Here is a 21,097-nt window from a genome sequence, read left to right on the forward strand (position 1 = left end):
TTCAAGCCTCTCAGCAACTTTGGCTTGTTCGTACATTACGACGCTTATAACAGTTCGCTTGTGCTAACCATACCGCCCAGCCTCGCTCCCCGACTCTTTTGTGCTAAGAGCAGTTGCCGTTCCCTCGCGGTTCGGGCTTCTCCTTGCGGAAGGGCTACTTTGTCCGGCCAGCTTCGCACCCCGCCTTTTGAGCGACGCACGTGACCGTAGGCTACTATTGACGGAACAATAGGTTTAATCTGATCTGAATGATATTTGTTACTTCATTTGATTGTTAAACAATTACTTACACGACCTCTTGTCGCACATATTGATTGTAGATGTGATTGCATGAGAGCAGCAATCCTACGGGAGCGGCGAATGAAAGCCGACAATCGGAACGCTCCGTCGAGAGGCGTTCGTAGCGGTCATCCGTACGAACGCTGCCGGGGAGGTCGTCCAGATCGGAAAGCGTATGCAGGCACAACGCCTTGTCGCCGATCCACATCCGGTCGGGATCGAGACGCATGTCCTGTAACGGAGTCTTCCCGGACGGTGACAGCGTGAGATAACGTTCGAGGATTCCCGAAGATTCGGGAGTCCCGGCAATCTCGTCCGCTCCGAGACGCCGCAGCCGGATATAGCCGCTCTCGCGGACGATGCTGGAGAACTGCTCCACAGCTTCCAGAAAGCGCGTCGTCGCATCTTTGTCCTGCAACTCCTTCGGGACGAGCGTACCCCGGCACAGCACACTGCAATCGCTCTGACGGCGGCTTTGCGCACGGGTTGTCTTCGTAATGAACAGGTAGCAGGTATGATGCAGAAAAGGTCGTTCGTTGAAATGCCGCTCGAACGACCGGCTCAAGAAACTCAAATCATCTTTCCCGATGTCGGAACGATATTGCTCCTGAACGAAAATATCCTGCTTGTGCACCACGGTATAGTCCGGAAGCACCTTCACCGCTTTGAGCCATACGCCGTGCAGCGCTTCATATTCCTGCGAAGAGACGGTAAACAACTCCGGAAGCGTAACCTCGAACGCCACCGTGATGTTGGCGTCTTTGGAGAGGATACAATCGTGTTCGACCTTTCAGATCGGAAATTTCCGTTCGAGGGTTTCGGTTTTCAGGGTGTTATTCATGTTTCTAATGTCGGTTTAGAATTCTTGCCACACTTTTTCGGGAGACGATACGTCGCGGATGCCGCCGTGCGGCGAGGAGCTTCATCAGTCCGTAAGCCCCGTACTTGCGGTTCAGACGGAAGGTCAGCGCCACAAGCGCACCGCCCAGCCCCACGCCCGCGACAAGGCATGCCACCTGATCGACACCGCCCATATAAAGTACGACTACGAGAATGAAAACGGCGAGCAGGCCGCCGGCGAAGAGGAAGAGGTACTGCGCCCGCAGCCCCTTGAACTCCACCTGGCGGCCCACGCCTTTATTGATCGGATATTCGGCCATCGTCTAAAGGAAAAACGAACGCAGAATCGTGGCGGCGACGATCAGGAAGATACAGGCTCCGAACCAGCTCGCAGCGGTTTTAGACGTATCCGGATCGCCCGAACTGAACTTCTGATAGACCCGCACTCCGCCGATCAGGCCGATGACGGCGCCGATGGCGTAGATCAGCTTGGTCGCCGGGTCGAAATACGACGTGACCATCTGCGTAGCCTCCTGAATGCCGGCCATGCCGTTGCCTTGCTGCGCTGCGGCGTGCTGCACCGTGGCGAGCAGTCATACGGCGATTCATGCCGAACTGAAAATGAGTTTTCTTTTCATGGATGATTGTGTTTTTTAATTCGACTTCAGATTTTCTCTCCGGGCGCTGGGCCCGTGATTCATGCGTGCTGCTCATCCTGCCGTCAGCCTGAATCGTAGTATCCGGGAGCTTTCATAGCTTCGCATTTTTTAAGTTGAACAATCTATTTCGGAGCGGCAGCTATACGCTGCGCCGCTTCCTTCTCGGCATCGTCCAGATAACGGGCGATGATCGGGCTGGCGCCGGAGATGGCGTCCATGAGTGTACGCTGCACTTCCGTATGGCGGATGTCACGCAGCACTCCGGCCAGGGTTTGCCGCTGCTCTTCAGGCACGGCCTGCCCCTTGCACAAGGCGAGGATGCAATCCAACTGCTGCGGAGAGAAACTCTGCGTCCCGGCAGGCGGGGCCGTCGTTTCGCATCCTATGTCCATCACCTCTTCGGTCGCAGCTTCGCGCATCAGGGTGTTCTCTTCCTCCGCGGTGAGCGCCGTAGGTTCCTTATGTATCCACCCCTGAACGGTCGCTTGCACGGCGCGATGTTCCTTATCGCTGTCGCTTGCCGGTACAAATGTATGGTCGCTCTTGTCTGAATTGTTCCCTTTGCGTCGGGAGTGGCGTGACACGGCGCGTGCTGGCGTCCGCTGACCGGTGCCGTAGTCCCGGGTGACGACCAACGCATCGTCTTTAGGGGGAACGGCCGCCGTCCGACGCCTGCGGCGGCGCGGCGGGTCGAGACGGTCGGCTTGCCGCCGATACCAACGCGCCAGCGCCCGGCACGTCGGCCCGAAGCAAATCTCGCCCAACTCGCCCCGGAAGAGGAACTTATCCAGAAACAGGTAGCAGAACAGCACAAGGAACAGCACGACGAGGGTTTCCGTGATTTTCATAACGGGTGTCATCCTTATAGAATTTTATTGAGTCCTTTGGAGCAGAGCGACCGTATTTCCGTCCGGTGCCGCTCGAAGTGCTGTTCCAATACGTTGTCGATGAAGTTCCCGACTGTAAAACGCCGGTTGCCCGCAACGCCCACGAGGGTCGTGATCTTGCGGTGCAGCCGCCGGTCGATATAGACGCATTGCCGGGCTTCGGAAGGAGTATTCTTCAGAAACCGCGACGCATAGTCTTCCGCATCCGAACGCCTGACGCGCGGCTCCGAAGCAGACGCTTCCGCCGGCTCCGGGGCTATGGCATCTGACGCCGAGGCAGCCGGTTCGGGGCCGGCCATCAGGCTGCGCAGGTATTCTTCGTCGAGCTCCTGCCGGACAGGTACTTTCCTACTCATGGGACGGAAGTTTCAGTACGGCGCAGATCTCCATCATCAGGCGGTCGAAACCGCACTCGGCGACGAAAGCCCGGTCGGGCGGCAGCAGCGTACACCGGTACACCGGGCCGCCCGTTTCCTGAATATCCTTGTTGAAGTTGCTCCGCACGGGAATATGCGTGCGCAGATGCCGCAGCCCCAACTGATCGAGGACTTTCTCGTACTGCTCATAGAGCGGCGTCCGCTCGCGGCGATCCACCAAGTTCCAGAACAGGAACAGCTCCCGAAGATGCGCCCGTCCCGTCTTGATCAGGCGGTCGTTGAGAACAGAGGCGAAATTGAGCGTGCTTTCCAGCACGATCCGGTCGGCTTTCATCGGGATGAAAAGGTAGTCCAACTCGACGATCGTGGAGAGCACGCCTTCATTGCCCACCGTTCCCGGGAGGTCGAACAGCACGACATCGTATCGTTCTTCAGCGACGGCGGCCCATTTCCGCCATTCCGACATCGCCTCGGAAGGTTTGCAGCAGAGAATACGATAAGGTTTCACCCCTTTGTTCTCGGCGAGTGAAACGAGGAGTCTGCCGTAGATCGCCGAAGACTGCACGACGGCCTTGTCGCGGTTCGAGAGTTTGAGGATGGAGTGCTGCGGGTAGTCGCAGTCCACCACCGCGACGCGGATGCCGTGCAGGTAGTGCAGCCACGAGGCTGCCAGCACCGTGAGGGTCGATTTGCCGACGCCCCCTTTCTGGGAGGCGAAAGCGATGCACAACGGATTCTGTTCCATACAAAAATAATTAAGCGATTAATATTTAACTTGTTCCGATACGCGGATACGTACTTGCGTATTTACGTATCTTCGGCGATTCATACGCCTTTGCGGATTCACATACTTTTGTCGGCAGATACGGATATAAGCTGTCACATACAAACTTCGGCATCTATGCAGACATCTATATCCGTATCCGCATAGCCGCGCAATGACGGATGTACGGGAGTAAGAGATTACGCGGGCAGGTAGATTCGTAAGTACTGATCCGCGCACAAAGAAAATGAGAAAACGCCCCCGTTCGGCGGCTCCGAAAACGGGTGGCGCCCAAAGACGCGTATCGGCGTCCGTTGGCAGGTATATGTCTGATACAACATAAGATAAAACGCTCTACCTTTGCCTCCGAAAAGAGTAATCCCGCCGCGACGCCGAAGGCGCGCACCTTCATCCGGCCCTTGGCCGGATTTCTATATGCGCCTGCATATAGCAAGGGGTACTTTCAGCCGCTCGGAATATTCCGAGCCGCCGAAAGTGCCGCCGCGACCTGCGGCGCGGCGGACGGTTACTCCCGAGTCGTAACCTCAAAACACCGATGCCCTATGGATGCTGCCGATAAACCGACCTCCGCCGCGGGCCGCAAAGCCCTCGACGATCCGCGCATACACCGCTATTACGTTCGCCTGACAAGCGAGCAGAACGAGCGTTTCCTGCGCATGTACGAACACTCCGGAATGAAAAATAAAGCCGATTTCATCTGCCACCGCATCTTCGGATGACCTTTTACGGTCGTCGTTCGAGACAAGAACACCTACGATTTCTATGTCCGGCTGACGGGATTTTACGCCCAGTTCCGGGCTGTCGGGGTGAACTACAACCAGTGCGTCAAAGCCATACACACGACCTTCGGCGATAAGAAAGCGTTGGCCTATCTCTACCGTCTGACGCTCGAAACGCAACGGCTGGAACAACTCGTGAAGGCGGTCGTCGAACTTACGAAGGAGCTGCTGCAATGGTGCCGAAAGTAAACTCCGGGGCCAACGTCTACGGCGTACTTCAGTATAACCGCATTAAGGTCGAAGCCGGCGATGGCCGGATATTATACATGCAGGGAATACCCGAACGCAGCGACGGCAGATTCAGTATCGAGGAGTGTGCGGAAGCCTTCGGGTACTACACGGCGCTCAATCCCCGTGTCCGAAAACCGGTCGTGCATTTCTCGCTCAACCCCTCGCCCGAAGACCGGCTTTCGGAAGCGCAGCTCACGCGACTTGCCGCCGAGTTCATGGAACGCATGGGATACGGTCGCCAGCCCTATGTCGTCTTTCTGCACGAAGACATCGCACGGCGACACATGCACATCGTCTCGGTGAGGGTGGACGAGCAGGGCCAGAAGATCGACCACAACAACGAACTGCGGCGCGCCATGGCGGTTTGCAGAGAGTTGGAATACGAGTACGGTCTGCATGTGCCCGAAGACGGCGGCGTGCAAACAGAACCGGAAGAATTGCGCCGGGTCGATTACCGTCGGAGCGATTTGAAGCATCAGCTGCGTAACGTCGTGATGACGCTCAAGCAGCAGTACGGATTCCAGTCCCTCGCGGAGTTCAACACGCTGCTCGAACGCTATGGCGTCGCAGCCGAAGAGATCCGAGGCGACGTGCAAGGCAGACCGTATCGGGGGCTCGTTTACCACGTGCTCGATGACGACGGGCAGCGCACGGGAGCGGCGGTCAAAGCGTCCCGGCTGGGCGATTTTTTCGGATGGAAGGCGCTGGAAGAAAAATTCGACGCCTCGAAACAACGGCTTCGGCAACATCCCGAAACGCTCGACCGCACACGCCGCGAGATCGACCGTGCCCGGAGCGGAGGCCGTGACCGCGAAGCGTTCACGGCCGAACTTCGGGAGAACGGTATCGACGCTGTTTTCCGGGAGAACGACGCCGGGCGGATTTACGGCGTCACCTTCATCGACCGCACGACACATCAGGTGTTCAACGGCTCTCGGCTCGGAAAGGAGTATGCGGCCAACGCTTTCGAGGCGTGGTTCAACGGTCGGGAGCAAGAGTCGTCCACACCCATACAGGAAGAGTTACGGCCGTTGCCGCCCCTCGAACCGCCCCTGCCGGGACTATCTTCGGTCGAAGAGTTCGAGGAGTACATTGAGACCCATTACGTTTCGATACCCGACGTAATAGGCGAACTCATGGAATATACGCCCGAAAAGGAGTGGGAAACAGCTCCCGAATACCGGCTCTTCCCCCGCAGGAAGAAGCGGCGGCGGAAAATCCGGAAAAGAATTTAACAATCTCAATACGTTACGATCATGCAAGAAGAAGACGATCTGCGCGGCTTGGCCAAAGTCGCGGATTTCATGCGGGCGATCAGTTTTCTGTTTCTCGCCATTCACATCTACTGGTTCTGTTACGAGTGGTTTACGCAGGCGGGATGAACGCTCCCTGTCGTAGATCGCATCCTGCAAAATTTCCAGCGGACGGCTGCCTTGTTCTCATCGCCGCTCTGCACCAAGCTTTTCTGCACGGTATTTCTCGCATTGTCGTGCATGGGAAACCGTGGCGTGAAGGACGAGAAAATATCGTGGAAGCATATCGCCGCGGCAGGCGGCATCGGCATACTGCTATTCTATGGCAACGGCTGGCTGCTCGGGATGAATGTCGTGACGACCCTGCGGGCGGCGCTTTATACGGCGACGCTGCTGGTGGGATTCCTCGGCATGCTGGCGGCCGGACTATGGAGCAGCCGTCTGCTGAAAAACCGTATGACGGATGATCCGTTCAATGCCGAAAACGAGAGTTTCATGCAGGAGACACGCCTGCTGAAAAACGACGATTCGTTCAACTTCCCGACCGAGTTCGTCTTCCGGAGACGCAGGCACAGCGGATGGATCAACGTCGTGAATCCCTTCCGGGCGAGTATCGTTTTAGGAACGCCCGGCTCGGGAAAATCCTATGCCCTCATCAACAATTACATCAAGCAGGCCATCGAAAAGGGATATGCGCTCTACGTCTACGACTTCAAGTTCGACGACCTGTCGGTTATCGCCTATAACCATTTGCGCAAGAACCTCGGGGCTTACGGAGCGACGCCGCCGAAATTCTATGTCATAAATTTCGACGACCCGCGCCGTTCTCACCGATGCAATCCGCTCGCGCCGAATCTCATGTCCGACATCACCGACGCATACGAGGCCAGCTATGTCATCATGCTCAATCTCAACCGTTCGTGGATACAGAAGCAGGGAGATTTCTTCGTCGAATCGCCGATCGTGCTGCTCGCGGCGATCATCTGGTTCCTGAAGATTTACGACGGCGGAAAATACTGTACCTTTCCCCATGCCATCGAGCTGCTGAACAAACCCTACGAAGAGTTATTCACCGTATTGATGGCTCACGAGGAGTTGGAGAACTATCTTTCGCCCTTCGTGGATGCATGGAAAGGCGGAGCCGCAGAGCAGTTGATGGGGCAGATCGCCTCGGCGAAGATTCCCCTCTCGCGCATGATCTCCCCGCAGCTCTACTGGGTCATGTCGGGAGACGATTTTACACTCGACATCAACAACCCCGAGGAACCGAAGATTCTTTGCGTGGGAAATAATCCCGACAGGCAGAACATATACGGCGCGGCACTCGGATTGTATAATTCGCGCATCGTCAAACTGATAAACCGCAAGAAGCAGCTCAAAAGCTGCGTGGTGATCGACGAGCTGCCGACGATCTATTTCCGGGGGCTGGACAACCTGATCGCAACGGCGCGTTCCAACAAGGTCGCCGTGTGTCTGGGTTTTCAGGATTTCAGCCAGCTAAAGCGCGACTACGGAGACAAGGAAGCCGCCGTGATTCAGAATACCGTAGGCAATATCTTCAGCGGACAAGTCGTAGGAGAAACGGCCCGGACACTCTCCGAACGATTCGGAAAGATCGTGCAGAAACGACTGTCCGTGAGCATCAACCGCAGCGATACCTCGACGTCGATAAACACCCAGCTCGACAGTCTTATTCCTGCGTCGAAAATCTCGACGCTCTCGCAGGGCGTGTTCGTCGGAGCCGTGAGCGACAACTTCGGAGAGGAGATCGAGCAGAAAATTTTCCATGCCCGGATCGTCATAGACAACGAAGCTGTGAAAAAAGAAATGGCGGAGTATAAACCGATCCCCGAAATATCGTCATTCCTCGACACCGCCGGACGGGACATCATGCAGGAGAAGATCAAGGAGAATTACCGCCGCATCAAGCAGGATGCGCTCGACATCATCGAAGCTGAAATGAAGAGGATAGAGAAGGACGAAAAATTGGCGGAAAAGTTATTAGAGAAATCCGAATAGATAGTGGTTTGGTAAAATCTCCATTTCGCATAGCGATTTTTTTTGAAAAAATCGCTATGCTCTATTTTACAAATTTAGATACGCTCATACTTATACAACCCTGTACAAGATCTATTTCCGCCCACAGCATATTTGCAAATTTATTTTTTAATCGTAAATTTGCAAAAAAAGGATTGAGTATGATTGAACGAACACTGCATAAAAAGCTCTCAGAACTTACGCAAAAATATCCAATAGTGACCTTGACCGGCCCCAGGCAGTCGGGTAAATCGACTTTGCTGCGTCATGCTTTTCCCAATTATAAATATGTTTCGCTTGAAGACCCCGATATGCGTTTGTTCGCAACGGATGATCCGAGAGGTTTTCTTAAGACTTATCCGGACAAAACGATTATCGACGAAGCCCAACGGGTTCCGGCTCTGTTCTCCTATATCCAGACGCATACGGATAAAGAGGGACGCGAGGGGATATATTTGCTGGCCGGTTCGCACAATTTCCTGTTGATGGAAAATATCAACCAATCGTTGGCCGGAAGAACCTCCATACTGAAACTTCTGCCGTTTTCTCATGCGGAGATGAAAGAGAGCGAAATACTTCCACGGACAGTCGATGACGAGATTTTCAACGGAGGTTATCCTCGTCTTTATGATAAGGATATAGCACCGTCGGATTACTACCCGTTTTATATCCAAACCTATGTAGAACGGGATGTGCGTCTGATGAAGAACATCGGCGATCTGAGCAAGTTCATTCGCTTCATTAAACTGTGTGCAGGGCGTATCGGACAGCTGCTCAACCTTTCGTCGCTGGCCAATGAGTGCGGCGTTGCCGTTTCGACTATCTCGACTTGGATTTCCGTATTGGAGGCAAGCTACATTTGTTACCTGTTGAAACCCGATCATAACAATTACGCCAAACGATTGGTCAAGACCCCGAAGCTCTACTTCTACGATACGGGCTTGGCGTGCTCGTTGCTGGACATACGGACAGCCGAGCAGGTATCGACACACTTTTTACGAGGCGGTTTGTTCGAGAATCTTGTAATTAACGAGTTCGTGAAACAAGCCTATAACAAGGGGGAAGAACCCAATCTAACATTCTGGCGCGACAGCACCGGCAACGAAGTTGATTTGCTGCAATATATCGACGGCAAGCCGTACGCTTACGAAATCAAATCGGGAGCGACCTATTCTCCGGATTTCTTCAAGGGCATCGCCAAATGGGCTAAGCTATCGGGAGCAAACCCAGAACAATGCTTTGCGATCTATAATGGAGAGAAGAATATGAAAACTTCGGCCGGAGAAATCATAAAGTGGTAAAATATAAATAGATGCGTTATGCCGTTAAGAATTGATGTTCCTGAAAAATTCTTGAACCTCTTCCATAAAATCTTTGAAAACGAACCAATCGAGAATGGGAATAAATTGAACTTGTTCTCATTGAAAATATCGAATAATGCGTTTTCATATGCTACTTTGGTAGAGGAGCTTGGAGATATTCTAACGGCATATGCTCTTTCCCGAAGCGCATATGATGAATTGTGCAGCCAAAAGAAATACACTACTCTTGTATCCAAAGCGAAAGAACGTTTAAGAAAGGCAGAGAGCAATGATGGAGAATTGGGTGAGATTTTGTTATATACCATGTTAGAGGCTCACTTGAAAGCACCTAAACTGTTAACAAAACTTGAATTGAAGACCGATCCAAACCATTATGTAAATGGGGCGGACGGTGTTCATCTATTAAAAATAGATGACAATACATTCCAATTCATATTCGGTGAATCCAAACTATATTCCGACTTAAAAAAAGGCGTAAAGAAGGCTTTTGAATCTTTGAAAAATCTTTTGAAAGAGGATTTGAATAAGTTGCGCTATGAAATTCAACTCGTCAATTCAAATTTCTTAAAAGAGGCGCATGATGAACATTCTGTAGACCTGCTGAAAAAATTGCTGATCCCAAGAGAAAATGATGAGGATCTAAATATCGACCACTCATTTGGGATATTTCTGGGATTCGATGTCGAGATTACGGATGATGAACGGAAGTTAAATAATGCAGATTTCAGAGAAACTATCTATGAGAAAGTTGAGAACGCAGTGCGGGCCATTCTTCCGACGATAAATGATCATATTAAACAAGACGATTTCAGAGGATATAGTTTCTACATATACATCGTTCCATTCTCCGAGCTTAAGAAACAGAGAAAAAAGATGATTGCTGAATTAAAAAAATAGATGGAAGATGACAGTTGCAAATCAGATAGCCCAAACGATTATTTCGGATTCATATTTTCTAAAATTATACAGAGTGTGCGTTGAACGTTCTGTTTTGCGCACATTGAATATTGACACCGAAGAAAAATATACCGAAAAAGAAATTCGCGACTTATTGCGATTTGCAGACTTATTATCGACCTCTTCTATCTCGGATGCGCGTAATTACGCATATAAAATCATTACCTATCTAAATCCTTACTACAAGGATAATGTGTACTATCACACCGTTGCAAAAGCTGTTTATAGTAACTTGGGCAATTTCCCCGCTATATCTTATTTAGAAGCCGACAATAATAACACCTCTAATTTGCCGTTCGATCGCTCGGTTCAGAATGAAGCAAAAAAACTTATACAGGAAGTTCCCGATGGCGTAGGGCACGTTTTTACGGATATTCAATACGATTTGTTTTCGAAATTGATTTCATCACGCGAATTCAGTTTTTCCGGGCCGACTTCTATGGGAAAGTCTTTTGTCATCAAAGCGTTCCTGCGATGTGCAATTCAAAATACACCGCAGGAAAACTTTATCATATTGGTTCCAAGTCGTGCATTGATAAATCAATACGCCATTGAACTGAAATCTGAAATGGGAGCATTGTTGGAAACCAATAATTATAAAATAGTCACCAACTCAAATATCGCGGAGCTGCCAATAAATGAACAATGCAATTATGTTCTGATTCTTACGCCCGAGCGTTTGATCAGTTACATATCGCAGGAAAAGAATCCTTCGATAGGTTTCCTTTTCGTGGATGAAGCGCACAAATTAGCACAAACGGAAGACGCCCGCAGTATAACTACCTATACGTCTATTGAAAAAACGCTGAAAAAATATCCGGATATAAAACTTTATTTTGCCTCGCCCAATGTCTCCAATCCTGAGATCTTATTATCCATGTTTCGAAATGGAAAGGCAGAAAATACTTTTAAGACGCAAGAAACTCCAGTTGCACAAAACTTATATTTCATAGATTTATTAGAGAAGGAATTATCCTATTGTTTGAATGATGAATTCATACCGATAAATCATCCGGTATTGGCAGATATTTCGTCCATCAATGATGTATTGCTTCGCTTCGGACAACGTAGCAATTTGATATATTGTAATGCGAAATCAAAAGCAATTAGTTATGCGAAAGAACTTGCGGCGACCATAGAATGCTCCGACAATAAAGCGTTGAAGCGAGCGGCGTCTATTATCAGAGCTTATATACACCCCGATTACTACCTTGCAGACTTGGTTCAAAAAGAAATCGCATACCATTTCGGAAATATGCCGCAATTGATCCGTAATTTGATAGAAGATTTATATCGAGACGGTCATCTGAAATATATTTTCTGCACTTCAACTTTGCTGGAAGGTGTAAATATGCCCACGCAAAATCTATTTATTTTAGATGATAAAAAAGCGAAGAAGATTTTAAGACCTATTGACTTTTGGAACTTGGCAGGTAGAGCAGGACGTCTTGCGAAAGAGCTTCAAGGAAATGTGTTTTGTGTTAAACATGGAGATGTAAGTTGGGATAAGCCATCATTTTTCAAGGAAAAAGATATACAACTCGTACCAACAATATACGAAAGAATCGACCATAATCTGAAAAAGATTGAGAAGATTATTCAAGAACAAGAGATTTCTGGAACAGATATAGAACAGAACATATTGAGATATATAGCCAATATCATTTGTATAGATACACTTGAACCTAAGAATGGGTATAAAAGCCCTATAATAACAGCTTTAATAGAACGAAACAAAACGAAGATTATTGAATTGGCCAAATCTAAATCGGCTCAAAATGAAACGCCATATTTGATATTGTCTGCGAATGAATCAATAGAACTGAAGACCCAAAATAGCGCATATAAACAGTTGAAATATTTACATGCTCAAAAGCGTAATATATTATTGCCGGCACAAATCAACTATCCCAATATTTTAGAAACATTAACAAAACTATATAAACTATATAGTTGGAATGACAAATATCTCGGGAAAGAAAATTCGCTGAAATATTTTGCCATGTTAATGAATAAATGGATCAACAATAGTAGTTTGAACCAAATTATCTCGGAATCTATTGACTATTTCCATGACCACAATCGGAAACTTCGAATAAATAATGGTGATTTGGTTGATTTTGATAAAAATGACAAAACACATATAAATGCTTTAATTGGGAATATTATAGATGAAATAGAGATTGTTCTTCGATTTCAGCTTGAAAAATATTTCAATCATTATCATATGATGGTTAAAAATATTTTGGGAGAAGATAATGCCGGAGAAAATTGGGCGATGCTTTTAGAGTATGGAACTCAAAACAGAGAAATAATCGCTTTGCAAAATATGGGATTGTCGAGATATTCTGCACAAAAAATTTTCAAGGAGTGCAGAGGTGCATTTATTTCAGAAAATGGACAACTTAAAAAAGTAGATAAACACAAAGTATTATCCAAGCTCCAAAAGGATTCAATAGAATATATCGAAGCACAAAAGTTGTTGTGACTAATATTGATGAAAAATTTATCAAGGAGTAAATTTCAAGAGATTAGCATCCCTATTCGATAAAGATATTTTTACATTAAAGTATGCCATTTTCTGCCAACCCGCGCCTCTTCCCGCCAGAAGGGGCGCCTTTGGTGTTATGAACTGAAAAAGGCTTTATCTTGGCGGAGGATTTTCACCATTCATTCAATTTATTCATTTAATTATCTGCATTATGGCAAGAGAACAGGAAAAGCTATCGAAGGACGTGCTGGCCGTCCTCGACAAAAAGACGAACGATCTGCGTCTGGTCAGCGAAATGAACGAGCAAACGGGAGAGTTCAACACCGTGAGCACGGCTCCGGGCGATCGGCGCAGAGCCCTTTCGTTCGACAGCCGAACGGTTTTAGGAACCTTTTTCGAAAACCTTCGCAACCAATACGGACGCCCGTCCGACCTGGGCTGAAGTTTCTTCCGGATCGGAATCGAAAAACTCGACCGTATCCTCGACTCCATCATCCAAGTCCGTGAAGGCAAAGATCAGGACGGCTCCCTGGCCAAAGAGGTCTCCGACTACGAACTCAACAACGAGGGGCGTATCGCCAAGTTCGCCGACCGCTATAAGTTCGAGGAACGGGAACTTCCGTGGGATCAGATTCAGGCGTTGGGCCTGAACAAAGAAATCCTGCTGGAGAATCAAAGCATGGGTGACATCCTCAAGGGACGTATCCCCAACAAACTGGTACCGCTAAAACACAAGGTGGACGGCCGCTGGGTCGATTTGGGCCTCGGCACGATTTCGCCGATCCGCGACGATGCGGGCAATGTCCAACTCCGTATCTTCACACGTCTGGACGAGCCGCAGTACAAAATATCGCCGTATAAGGAGCTCTTCACGGACAAGGAAATCGAGCGCCTCGAAACCGACGGACATCTGGGTTCCACCAAGAAAATGAAAGATTTTACCTCGGGCCGCGAGTGCGAGTGTTATGTCAGCGTCCATGAGGCGACGAACCGCCTGACGACGCTTCCGGTCGATGCGCTGACGCTCCCCACCCGAATTTACGGCAAAGAGATCGGCGACGACATCGAGGCGCTGCGCTCCGGCAAGGAGATCCTCGTCGAAGACATCCACCTCAAGGACGGCCGGGTCATCTCGGGCCATGCCCGCGTGGACGCCAACCGCGGAGACGTGGTGTTCCGCAACGACAATAATCCGCATCTGCGCATCCACGATACGGTTTTCGGAGTCAAGGTAAGTACAGACATCCAGGCGAAGCTGGCCAACCACGAGGTCGTCTTCATCCCCGGCATGAAAGTCGGCGGCAAGACGATCAGCACCGACCTTCGTTACAGCGACACGGGCCGGCCCCTGTTCGGCAACAACGCCCGCAATTACCGTTCGCGTCTGGGCGAGGAGAACCCGCGTCCGCGCCAGCGCGTCCGCCGGCGTCTTCCGTCGCTTCCCGGCGCACAACCCAAAGGCATGAAAATCGGTTAGCCATTATGAAACGACACGTAGAAGAGAAAGAGTTGCCGTACTTCGCGGCAACTCTTACCGCTTATTTGCGCGAAAGCCATCCCGAACTGCTTCCCGACAAACACTTCATCGCCGAGCGGAGCGACCATGCGGCGCAGACCTATGAACGTGCCGTTCGCAACGGCAACAGCGTCTACGAGGCTCTGGAACTCTCGAACGCCGTTCTGTACCAAGACCTGCGTTTTTCGAAATACGATGCGATCTTCGAGGTCGTATCGGAATGGTTCCCGGAGGTCGCAGCCCGGCAGCGCACTGCTTTCTGCCTGAAACTGCTTCCCGTCTGCGAAGAGGCATTCGAGATGTACGACCTGACCGACGACTTCGAGAGCAGCCCGTCCTATAAAAATCTTCTATTGGAACTTACCGGACTCATCCAAACTCACATCGAACTGCATGGCATACAATAAAAGGAAACATCTGGAGGCGAACATCGCCGCCCTGCGTATCGCTTTCGCTCCATCGACGGTACTTACCCCGCAGCAGCGAGATGCCCTGGCTGCGTACAGCGGCTTCGGAGCGTTGAAATGCGTCTTGCAGCCGGCCGCTGCGGACGACGACCTCGCGCAGTGAAAGACCGACCGGGAACTCTTCCCACAGGTGAGGGAACTGCACGAACTGCTGCGCCATTATGCCGGCAGCGAACAGCGGTATAAAGACTTCGTGCAGAGCATGCGCAATTCTACGCTGACGGCATTCTACACACCGCCGGCCATCGTGCGTGCACTCGCCGAGGCGCTCCGGGATGCAGGTGTCGTTCCCTGCAGGCTGCTCGACCCCAGCGCCGGGGCCGGGATTTGCCCGTCGTCGTTCCGGGAGACCGCCGACGGCGAAGTCGAAATCCTCTCTTTCGAGAAAGACCTGCTGACCGGACAAGTGCTCTCCGTACTGGCCCGGGAACGAGAACAGGTCGTCATCGACGGTTTCCAAACCATCGAATCGGCCTATGACAGTTATTTCGACGTGGTGACGTCCAATATTCCTTTCGGTGATACCCGGATTTTCGACGCTGCCTTTCGGAAGAGCGACGACCCGGTTCGACGACAAGCGCTCAAGGCTGTTCACAACTATTTCTTCATCAAGAGTCTGGATACGCTCCGCGAGGGCGGCATTCTGGCGTTCGTCACCTCGGCGGGCGTCATGGACGCTCCCGGCAACGAACCCGTCCGCCGCTATCTGATGGAGCATGCGCGGCTGGTTTCGGCCGTGCGGCTGCCGAACAACCTCTTTACGGAGTATGCCGGTACGGAAGTGGCCAGCGACCTCATCGTTCTTCAGAAACAGAGCGAAAAGCGGGAGCTTACTCCCGACGAGCAGCGGTTCATCACCTCTTCCCGAATTAACAACGGAATTTACCTGAACGACTACCACCGGGATTTCAAGTACGCGATCCATACGACGGTTTCGCATGAAAAAGGTCTCTATGGACAATCCGCTCTCGTACTGCACTACGACGGAGGCCCGGAACAGATCGCCGAGCGGCTGCGCGGAATCCTCGCAAATGATTTCGCAGCCCGCCTCGAAACCGAACGATATACGCAATATCTCCGCCCGCTCCATATCCCGCAGGCGCAAACCGAGCCGCCGACCGCCCGGAGGCAAAATCGGGTCGCGGCTCCGCAATCCGTGGCGCCACCGGAGCCGGCATCCGTTGCACCGGCTCCGGCCGCATCGCTTTTCGGCAGCGCTGCTGCCGTTCCGATCGCCCGCCGTCCGCTGGGACAGCGGCGGCGAGCGGGGCGCAATACGGATACGACCGGCATGTCCGATCTCTTCACGCAGGGGAATCTGTTCGCACAACCGACCGAGGTAACGGATGCACCGGTGGCAGTCGCTACGCCGGCTTCGGAGAATAAAGATCCGCGGCCCTTTACCGGCACGATGCTTCCGCACTACAAAGAGCGGTCGTTGGTTCTGTTCGAAGGGCAAGTCGGGCGTCTGGGCGGCCTGACACGACAGGGCTGTACGTTCCATCCCGAAGAGCTGGGAACCTTGTCCCGATACCGGGCCGAACGCTATATCCCGCTACGGGATACCTACCAGCTGCTCTACCGGCTCGAAATGCAGAACGAGATCGAATACAAGGGTCTGCGGCGCAAACTCAACGGATGTTACGAGAACTTCACGGCTCTGTTGGGCGATCTGAACAAGAAGGAGAATGCCGCTTTCATCCTGAATGATCCCGGCGGGCGGGAGGTGCTGGGGCTCGAACGCTTCGTAGAAGGCCGAAAACAGCTCTCCGACATCCTCCGACGCCCCGTATCGTTCGATCCTTACGAGCTCAAGCACGTCGATACGGCGGCCGAAGCGCTGGCCGCCTCGCTCAACAAGTTCGGACGGGTGGAGTTTTCCTATATGGAGTCGCTCGCATCGCGCTCCCGGCAAGAGCTGATCGACGAGCTGGGCGATCTCATTTTCTATAATCCGATGGTCAAGGGGTATGAAATCCGCGAACGGCTCGCGGCAGGGAATGTCGTCGCCAAAGCCGAATGAATCGAAAATTACCTCAAGGAGAATCCCGACGACGATGCCAGCTGCCGCTCGCTCGCGCTGCTTCGTGAGGCCGCACCCAAACGCATCGAGTTCGAGGAGCTGGATTTCAACCTCGGCGAGCGATGGATACCGACCGATATTTACGAAGGCTTCTGCGAGCATTTCTTTCAGGTGCCCGTATCGGTAAGCTATTCGGCGAAGATGGATGCCTTCGGCATCGAGAACCACGGGTACAGCCCTCTGATCTCCCAAAAATACGTCGTCAAAGGAGACTTCGAGGTCTACGACGGTATGGATCTGCTGCATCATGCCATGCTCAACACGCTGCCCAACATCAACAAGGACGGCGGCAAGGACGAACACGGCAAGACCATCCGGATTCCCGACTTCGAGGCCCGGCAGAAGGCCGACACGCTCATCACCGAAATCCGGCAGGCGTTCGTCGAATGGCTGCATGCGCAGCCCGACGATTTCAAGGAGCGGCTGACCGATCTCTACAACCGCAAATTCAACTGCTATGTCCGTCCACGCTACGACGGCAGCCACCAGCAGTTTCCGGGGCTCGACCTGCGGGGGCTGGGCATCGACGACCTGTATCCCAGCCAGAAGGATGCGATCTGGATGATCAAGCAGAACGGCGGCGGCATCTGCGACCACGAGGTCGGTACGGGCAAGACGCTCATCATGTGCGTCGCAGCGTATGAGATGCACCGTCTGGGACTGGCCCGCAAGCCGATGATCATCGGTATCAAAGCCAACATCCACGAGATCGCCCGAACCTTCCGCACGGCCTATCCCAATGCCCGTCTGCTCTATCCAGGCAAGGAGGACTTCACGCCGGAGAACCGCCTGCGGATCTTCAGCGACATCAAGAACAACAACTGGGACTGCATCATCCTTACGCACGAACAGTTCGGCAAGATACCCCAGTCGGCCGAGGTGCAGCAGCAGATTCTTCGGCAGGAGATGGACGACATAGATGAAAATCTGGCGTCCTACGAAAAGCAGGGCGGACATGTGGACGGCTGGATTCTGCGCGGTCTGGAGAAGCGCAAAGAGAATCTGGATGCCAAGCTCCACGAGTTGCAGGAGACAATCGACGCGCAAAAGGACGATACGGTAGATTTTCAGCAGATGGGAATAGACCATCTGTTCGTCGATGAATCGCACAACTTCAAGAATCTGATGTTCAACACCCGCCACAGCCGCGTGTCGGGACTGGGAAATACCGACGGCAGTAAGAAGGCCACGAACCTGCTGTACGCCATCCGCACCATTCAGCAACGCACGGGGCGCGATCTCGGCGCGACGTTCCTTTCGGGAACGACCATCGCCAATTCCCTGACGGAACTGTATCTGCTGTTCAAGTATCTGCGTCCCAAAGAGCTGGAGCGACAGGACATTCCCTGCTTCGATGCGTGGGCCGCGGTATTCGCGCAGAAAACATCGGAGTTCGAGTTTTCGGTGACCAACGAAGTGATCTCCAAAGAGCGTTTCCGCTATTTCATCAAGGTTCCGGAGCTGGCCATGTTCTACAACGAGATTACCGACTACCGCACGGCCGCAGACGTGGGAATCGACCGTCCCGAGCTGGACGAGGAGTTATGCCAGATACCTATGACCGACGATCAACAGGCGTTTTTGGACAAGCTGGTACTCTTCGCCAAGACGGGAGATCCCGAACATATCGGACGCACCGACCTGAGCGACGGGGAGGTCAAAGCCCTGATGCTGCTGGTGACGATGTACTCCAACAAGCTCTCGCTCGACATGCGGCTGATAAGTCCCGCGTATGCGGATTCGCCGGGCAACAAGGCCAGCCGCAGTGCCGCCAACATCGCAGAATACTATCGGCGATACGAAGATCAGAAAGGCACGCAGATGGTCTTTTGCGATCTCTCGACCTATAAGCCCGGCATCTGGAACGTCTATTCGGAGATCAAACGCAAACTGGTCGAAGACCACGGTATTCCGGCGCAGGAGATCCGCTTCGTACAGGAAGCCGCGAGCGACAAGGTGCGGCAGGCGATGTTCGACGCCATGAACGAAGGGAAAATCCGGGTGCTCTTCGGCTCGACGCAGAAACTCGGAACGGGAGTCAATGCCCAGAAACGGATCGTCTGCATGCACCACCTCGACATTCCGTGGCGGCCGATGGATCTGGAACAGCGCAATGGCCGCGGCGCACGGAAAGGCAACATAGTCGCCAAGGAGTATGCCGGCAATAAGGTCAAAGCCTATGTCTATGCCGTTCTACGCACGCTCGATGCCTACAAATTGAATCTGTTGCACAACAAACAGCAGTTCATCGACCAGCTCAAGCGCAACCGGTTAGGTGCGCGGCGGCTGGACGAGGGGGCCATCAGCGAGGATTCGGGGATGAACTTCGCGGAGTGGATGGCCGTGGTGTCGGGAAATACCGACCTGCTGCAAAAGGCCAAGCTCGAAGGCAGGATCGCGGCGCTGGAGAGCGAGCAGACAATCTTCATGCGCACCCGGCATGAGGCGCAGAGCCAACTGCAGCGCTACACGGCGGAGATCGGACGACGGGATGCGATGCTCGAACGTCTGAAACGCGACTGGGACTATATCAACGAGGTGGCGCCGCCGGACGCCAAAGGCAAGCGGGCCAATCCCCTGCGGATCGACGGCGTGGAATCCGCGGATATTGTCGCCCATGGCAAGCGCCTCGTGGAGATCGACCGCACCGTAAATACCGGCGACGATTACCAGAAAATCGGCACGCTGTTCGATTTCCGCATTCTCGTCCGCACCGAGCGAATGCAGAAAGACGGGCTGGCGCTCACGGTCAATAAATTCATGGTCGAAGGGTTGGACGGCATCAAGTACACGTTCAACAACGGGCATCTGGCTGCGGAGCCGAAAACAGCGGCGACGAACTTTATCCGGGCGCTCGACACGATACCGTCACTAATGGCGACCTACGAGAAAGAGAAAAAGCAATTCACCCGCGACATTCCGACCTTCGAGCAACAGATCGCAGCCGTATGGCCCAAAGAGGAGGAGTTGAAGCGGCTCAAGGCCGAGGCAGAGTCGCTGACTCGGAAGATTCAGCTCGACATCGCACAGAAGCAGCAGGAGATGCAGGCGAAAACAGCTGATAACCGCAATGAGTCGAAGATCGAAAACGCGGAGGTGGTGGACGAGGTCGTCAGACCGTCGAAGGCAGAGCCGCTTTCTGCGGCATCCGGGAACCAAGAAGAACCTCCGAAAGAACGGGAGCACGTCGTGCCTCCGCCCGAATCGGACTTTATTCGCAATCATATTCTTCTCGTGCGGTCCGCGACGAACATGAAGGCCAAAGGGCCGAAGTTATAAAAAAGCGAGGCTGTCTAAAATTTGTTAGGCAGCCTCGTTGAATTTGAGTGGTTATTCCCGATCAATCGTAATCGCCGTATCCGGCACCGCTTGTTCCATCGTCTGATAGAAAATACGCTTACTCTCCTGCATGTCTTTCAGATTGATGAAATCCAGTACATTATAATATTGCTTGCCATCCTGATCCTCGACGGGACAGAGTTTTCCGCGACGTTTGTATTTCTCGACGAAATCCGGATCGAGTCGGATGAGCTGGCAGACTTCCTCCTGCGTCATCGAAAGAGAAATACGGCGCTCCCGGCAGACATGCTGCAATACGAGGAGCATGTTCGAGGCTTTCATGTGGCTGCGAACGAGCAGAGCGAATTTGCTTCGCTCGATAAGAATCATCTTTTTCATGACTTCTTTACTTTATTGGTTGATGTGGTGTTGGGTTCATTCCGGAGGGCTTCGAGAACGCGCGATCTGCTGTAATAGATTTTGCCGCCGTGCTTGACATAAGGGATCGTGCCGTCGCTTCGACGACGGGAGAGGGTACGGTCGGACATCCGGGTAAGCATGCGGACTGCCGGAGTGTCGATCAGGTCATCGGGTAAAGGTCGAGAATTGTTTTGGATGAGTAGTTCGAGACGATTGAATCGTCGCAATACCAGACGTAACAAACGCAGAGTCGGATTACCTTTCAATGGCTTCATTACAATGATCGTTGGTTAGACGATGCAATGATAGGAAACATTCCGATAGTAATAATTTAGTTAAAACAGGCAACTAAATAATCAACCCGCTCGTAGCACAAAAAAGCATATCCGAGTTGGATATGCTTAAATAGTACTTAATGCTTTTATATTCGTTAATT

Annotated in this window: 17 protein-coding genes and 3 pseudogenes; 12 read left to right on the forward strand and 8 right to left on the reverse strand. The window is 52.1% G+C overall.

The genetic code is table 11. From position 1 onward, the window contains the following. Window positions 1–304: 304 nt before the first annotated feature. The 6 genes and pseudogenes from NQ559_RS12630 to NQ559_RS12655 all read right to left on the reverse strand — a co-directional run. Window positions 305–1,120: pseudogene (locus tag NQ559_RS12630) on the reverse strand (TraG family conjugative transposon ATPase); the annotation flags it as partial. 4 nt (window positions 1,121–1,124) lie between these two features. After that, complete coding sequence (locus tag NQ559_RS12635) at window positions 1,125–1,439, reverse strand: DUF4133 domain-containing protein (RefSeq protein ID WP_018697353.1); 315 nt, start codon at window positions 1,437–1,439, stop codon at window positions 1,125–1,127. Between the two features lie 3 nt (window positions 1,440–1,442). After that, window positions 1,443–1,700 carry a DUF4134 domain-containing protein gene (locus tag NQ559_RS12640; protein ID WP_019150812.1) on the reverse strand — a complete coding sequence of 86 codons (258 nt, stop codon included), beginning with the start codon at window positions 1,698–1,700 and terminating at the stop codon, window positions 1,443–1,445. Window positions 1,701–1,900: 200 nt separating this feature from the next. After that, window positions 1,901–2,626, reverse strand: coding sequence for a hypothetical protein (locus NQ559_RS12645; RefSeq protein WP_244062017.1), 726 nt, complete (start codon window positions 2,624–2,626; stop codon window positions 1,901–1,903). A gap of 14 nt (window positions 2,627–2,640) precedes the next feature. Then, the gene (locus tag NQ559_RS12650; RefSeq protein ID WP_018697351.1) at window positions 2,641–3,021 is read right to left on the reverse strand and encodes a DUF3408 domain-containing protein; all 381 of its coding nucleotides are present in this window, start codon (window positions 3,019–3,021) and stop codon (window positions 2,641–2,643) included. Beyond that, window positions 3,014–3,787 carry a ParA family protein gene (locus tag NQ559_RS12655; protein ID WP_018697350.1) on the reverse strand — a complete coding sequence of 258 codons (774 nt, stop codon included), beginning with the start codon at window positions 3,785–3,787 and terminating at the stop codon, window positions 3,014–3,016. Before NQ559_RS12655 ends, NQ559_RS12650 begins: the two co-directional genes overlap by 8 nt. A 581-nt stretch (window positions 3,788–4,368) precedes the next feature. Here NQ559_RS12655 and mobA point away from each other — a divergent pair. The 12 genes and pseudogenes from mobA to NQ559_RS12715 all read left to right on the forward strand — a co-directional run bounded on the left by mobA (window position 4,369) and on the right by NQ559_RS12715 (window position 20,241). After that, window positions 4,369–4,794: pseudogene (gene mobA / locus NQ559_RS12660) on the forward strand (conjugal transfer protein MobA). After that, the gene (gene mobB / locus NQ559_RS12665; RefSeq protein WP_018697348.1) at window positions 4,779–6,071 is read left to right on the forward strand and encodes a conjugal transfer protein MobB; all 1,293 of its coding nucleotides are present in this window, start codon (window positions 4,779–4,781) and stop codon (window positions 6,069–6,071) included. The pseudogene mobA and the gene mobB overlap by 16 nt, the downstream one beginning before the upstream one ends. Before the next feature lie 21 nt (window positions 6,072–6,092). Then, window positions 6,093–8,108 (forward strand): annotated as a pseudogene (gene mobC, locus NQ559_RS12670) (conjugal transfer protein MobC). 179 nt (window positions 8,109–8,287) lie between these two features. Beyond that, complete coding sequence (locus NQ559_RS12675) at window positions 8,288–9,427, forward strand: ATP-binding protein (protein ID WP_018697345.1); 1,140 nt, start codon at window positions 8,288–8,290, stop codon at window positions 9,425–9,427. 18 nt (window positions 9,428–9,445) lie between these two features. Further along, window positions 9,446–10,345: a HamA C-terminal domain-containing protein gene (locus NQ559_RS12680; protein ID WP_015546603.1), complete on the forward strand. Its 900-nt coding sequence runs from the start codon at window positions 9,446–9,448 to the stop codon at window positions 10,343–10,345. 7 nt (window positions 10,346–10,352) lie between these two features. Then, window positions 10,353–12,893, forward strand: a complete 2,541-nt coding sequence (locus NQ559_RS12685) for a DEAD/DEAH box helicase (protein ID WP_018697343.1) — start codon at window positions 10,353–10,355, stop codon at window positions 12,891–12,893. A 214-nt stretch (window positions 12,894–13,107) separates the two neighbouring features. Continuing rightward, the gene (locus NQ559_RS12690; RefSeq protein ID WP_138265192.1) at window positions 13,108–13,338 is read left to right on the forward strand and encodes a hypothetical protein; all 231 of its coding nucleotides are present in this window, start codon (window positions 13,108–13,110) and stop codon (window positions 13,336–13,338) included. A 132-nt stretch (window positions 13,339–13,470) separates the two neighbouring features. Beyond that, the gene (locus NQ559_RS12695; RefSeq protein ID WP_256128760.1) at window positions 13,471–14,373 is read left to right on the forward strand and encodes a DUF4099 domain-containing protein; all 903 of its coding nucleotides are present in this window, start codon (window positions 13,471–13,473) and stop codon (window positions 14,371–14,373) included. Window positions 14,374–14,378: 5 nt separating this feature from the next. Further along, a complete protein-coding gene (locus NQ559_RS12700; protein WP_018697340.1) occupies window positions 14,379–14,819 on the forward strand; it encodes a DUF1896 family protein in 441 nt (146 codons plus the stop codon). Continuing rightward, complete coding sequence (locus NQ559_RS12705; RefSeq protein ID WP_018697339.1) at window positions 14,806–14,982, forward strand: hypothetical protein; 177 nt, start codon at window positions 14,806–14,808, stop codon at window positions 14,980–14,982. Before NQ559_RS12700 ends, NQ559_RS12705 begins: the two co-directional genes overlap by 14 nt. A 27-nt stretch (window positions 14,983–15,009) precedes the next feature. Continuing rightward, window positions 15,010–16,902 (forward strand): winged helix domain-containing protein, encoded by a 1,893-nt coding sequence (locus NQ559_RS12710; RefSeq protein ID WP_018697338.1) that lies wholly within the window; start codon window positions 15,010–15,012, stop codon window positions 16,900–16,902. Window positions 16,903–17,001: 99 nt separating this feature from the next. Next, on the forward strand, window positions 17,002–20,241 hold the full coding sequence (locus NQ559_RS12715; RefSeq protein ID WP_524535791.1) for a helicase-like domain-containing protein: 3,240 nt from the start codon (window positions 17,002–17,004) through the stop codon (window positions 20,239–20,241). 51 nt (window positions 20,242–20,292) lie between these two features. Here the strand turns inward: NQ559_RS12715 and NQ559_RS12720 are convergent, their stop codons facing one another. Together NQ559_RS12720 and NQ559_RS12725 are read right to left on the reverse strand one after the other, a co-directional pair. Beyond that, entirely contained in the window at window positions 20,293–20,640 is a 348-nt protein-coding gene (locus NQ559_RS12720) for a hypothetical protein (protein ID WP_015546599.1), read from the reverse strand. Next, entirely contained in the window at window positions 20,637–20,936 is a 300-nt protein-coding gene (locus NQ559_RS12725) for a helix-turn-helix domain-containing protein (RefSeq protein ID WP_138265195.1), read from the reverse strand. Before NQ559_RS12725 ends, NQ559_RS12720 begins: the two co-directional genes overlap by 4 nt. Window positions 20,937–21,097 lie beyond the last annotated feature (161 nt).

It is taken from the genome of Alistipes onderdonkii (assembly GCF_025145285.1).
Taxonomy (GTDB): domain Bacteria; phylum Bacteroidota; class Bacteroidia; order Bacteroidales; family Rikenellaceae; genus Alistipes; species Alistipes onderdonkii.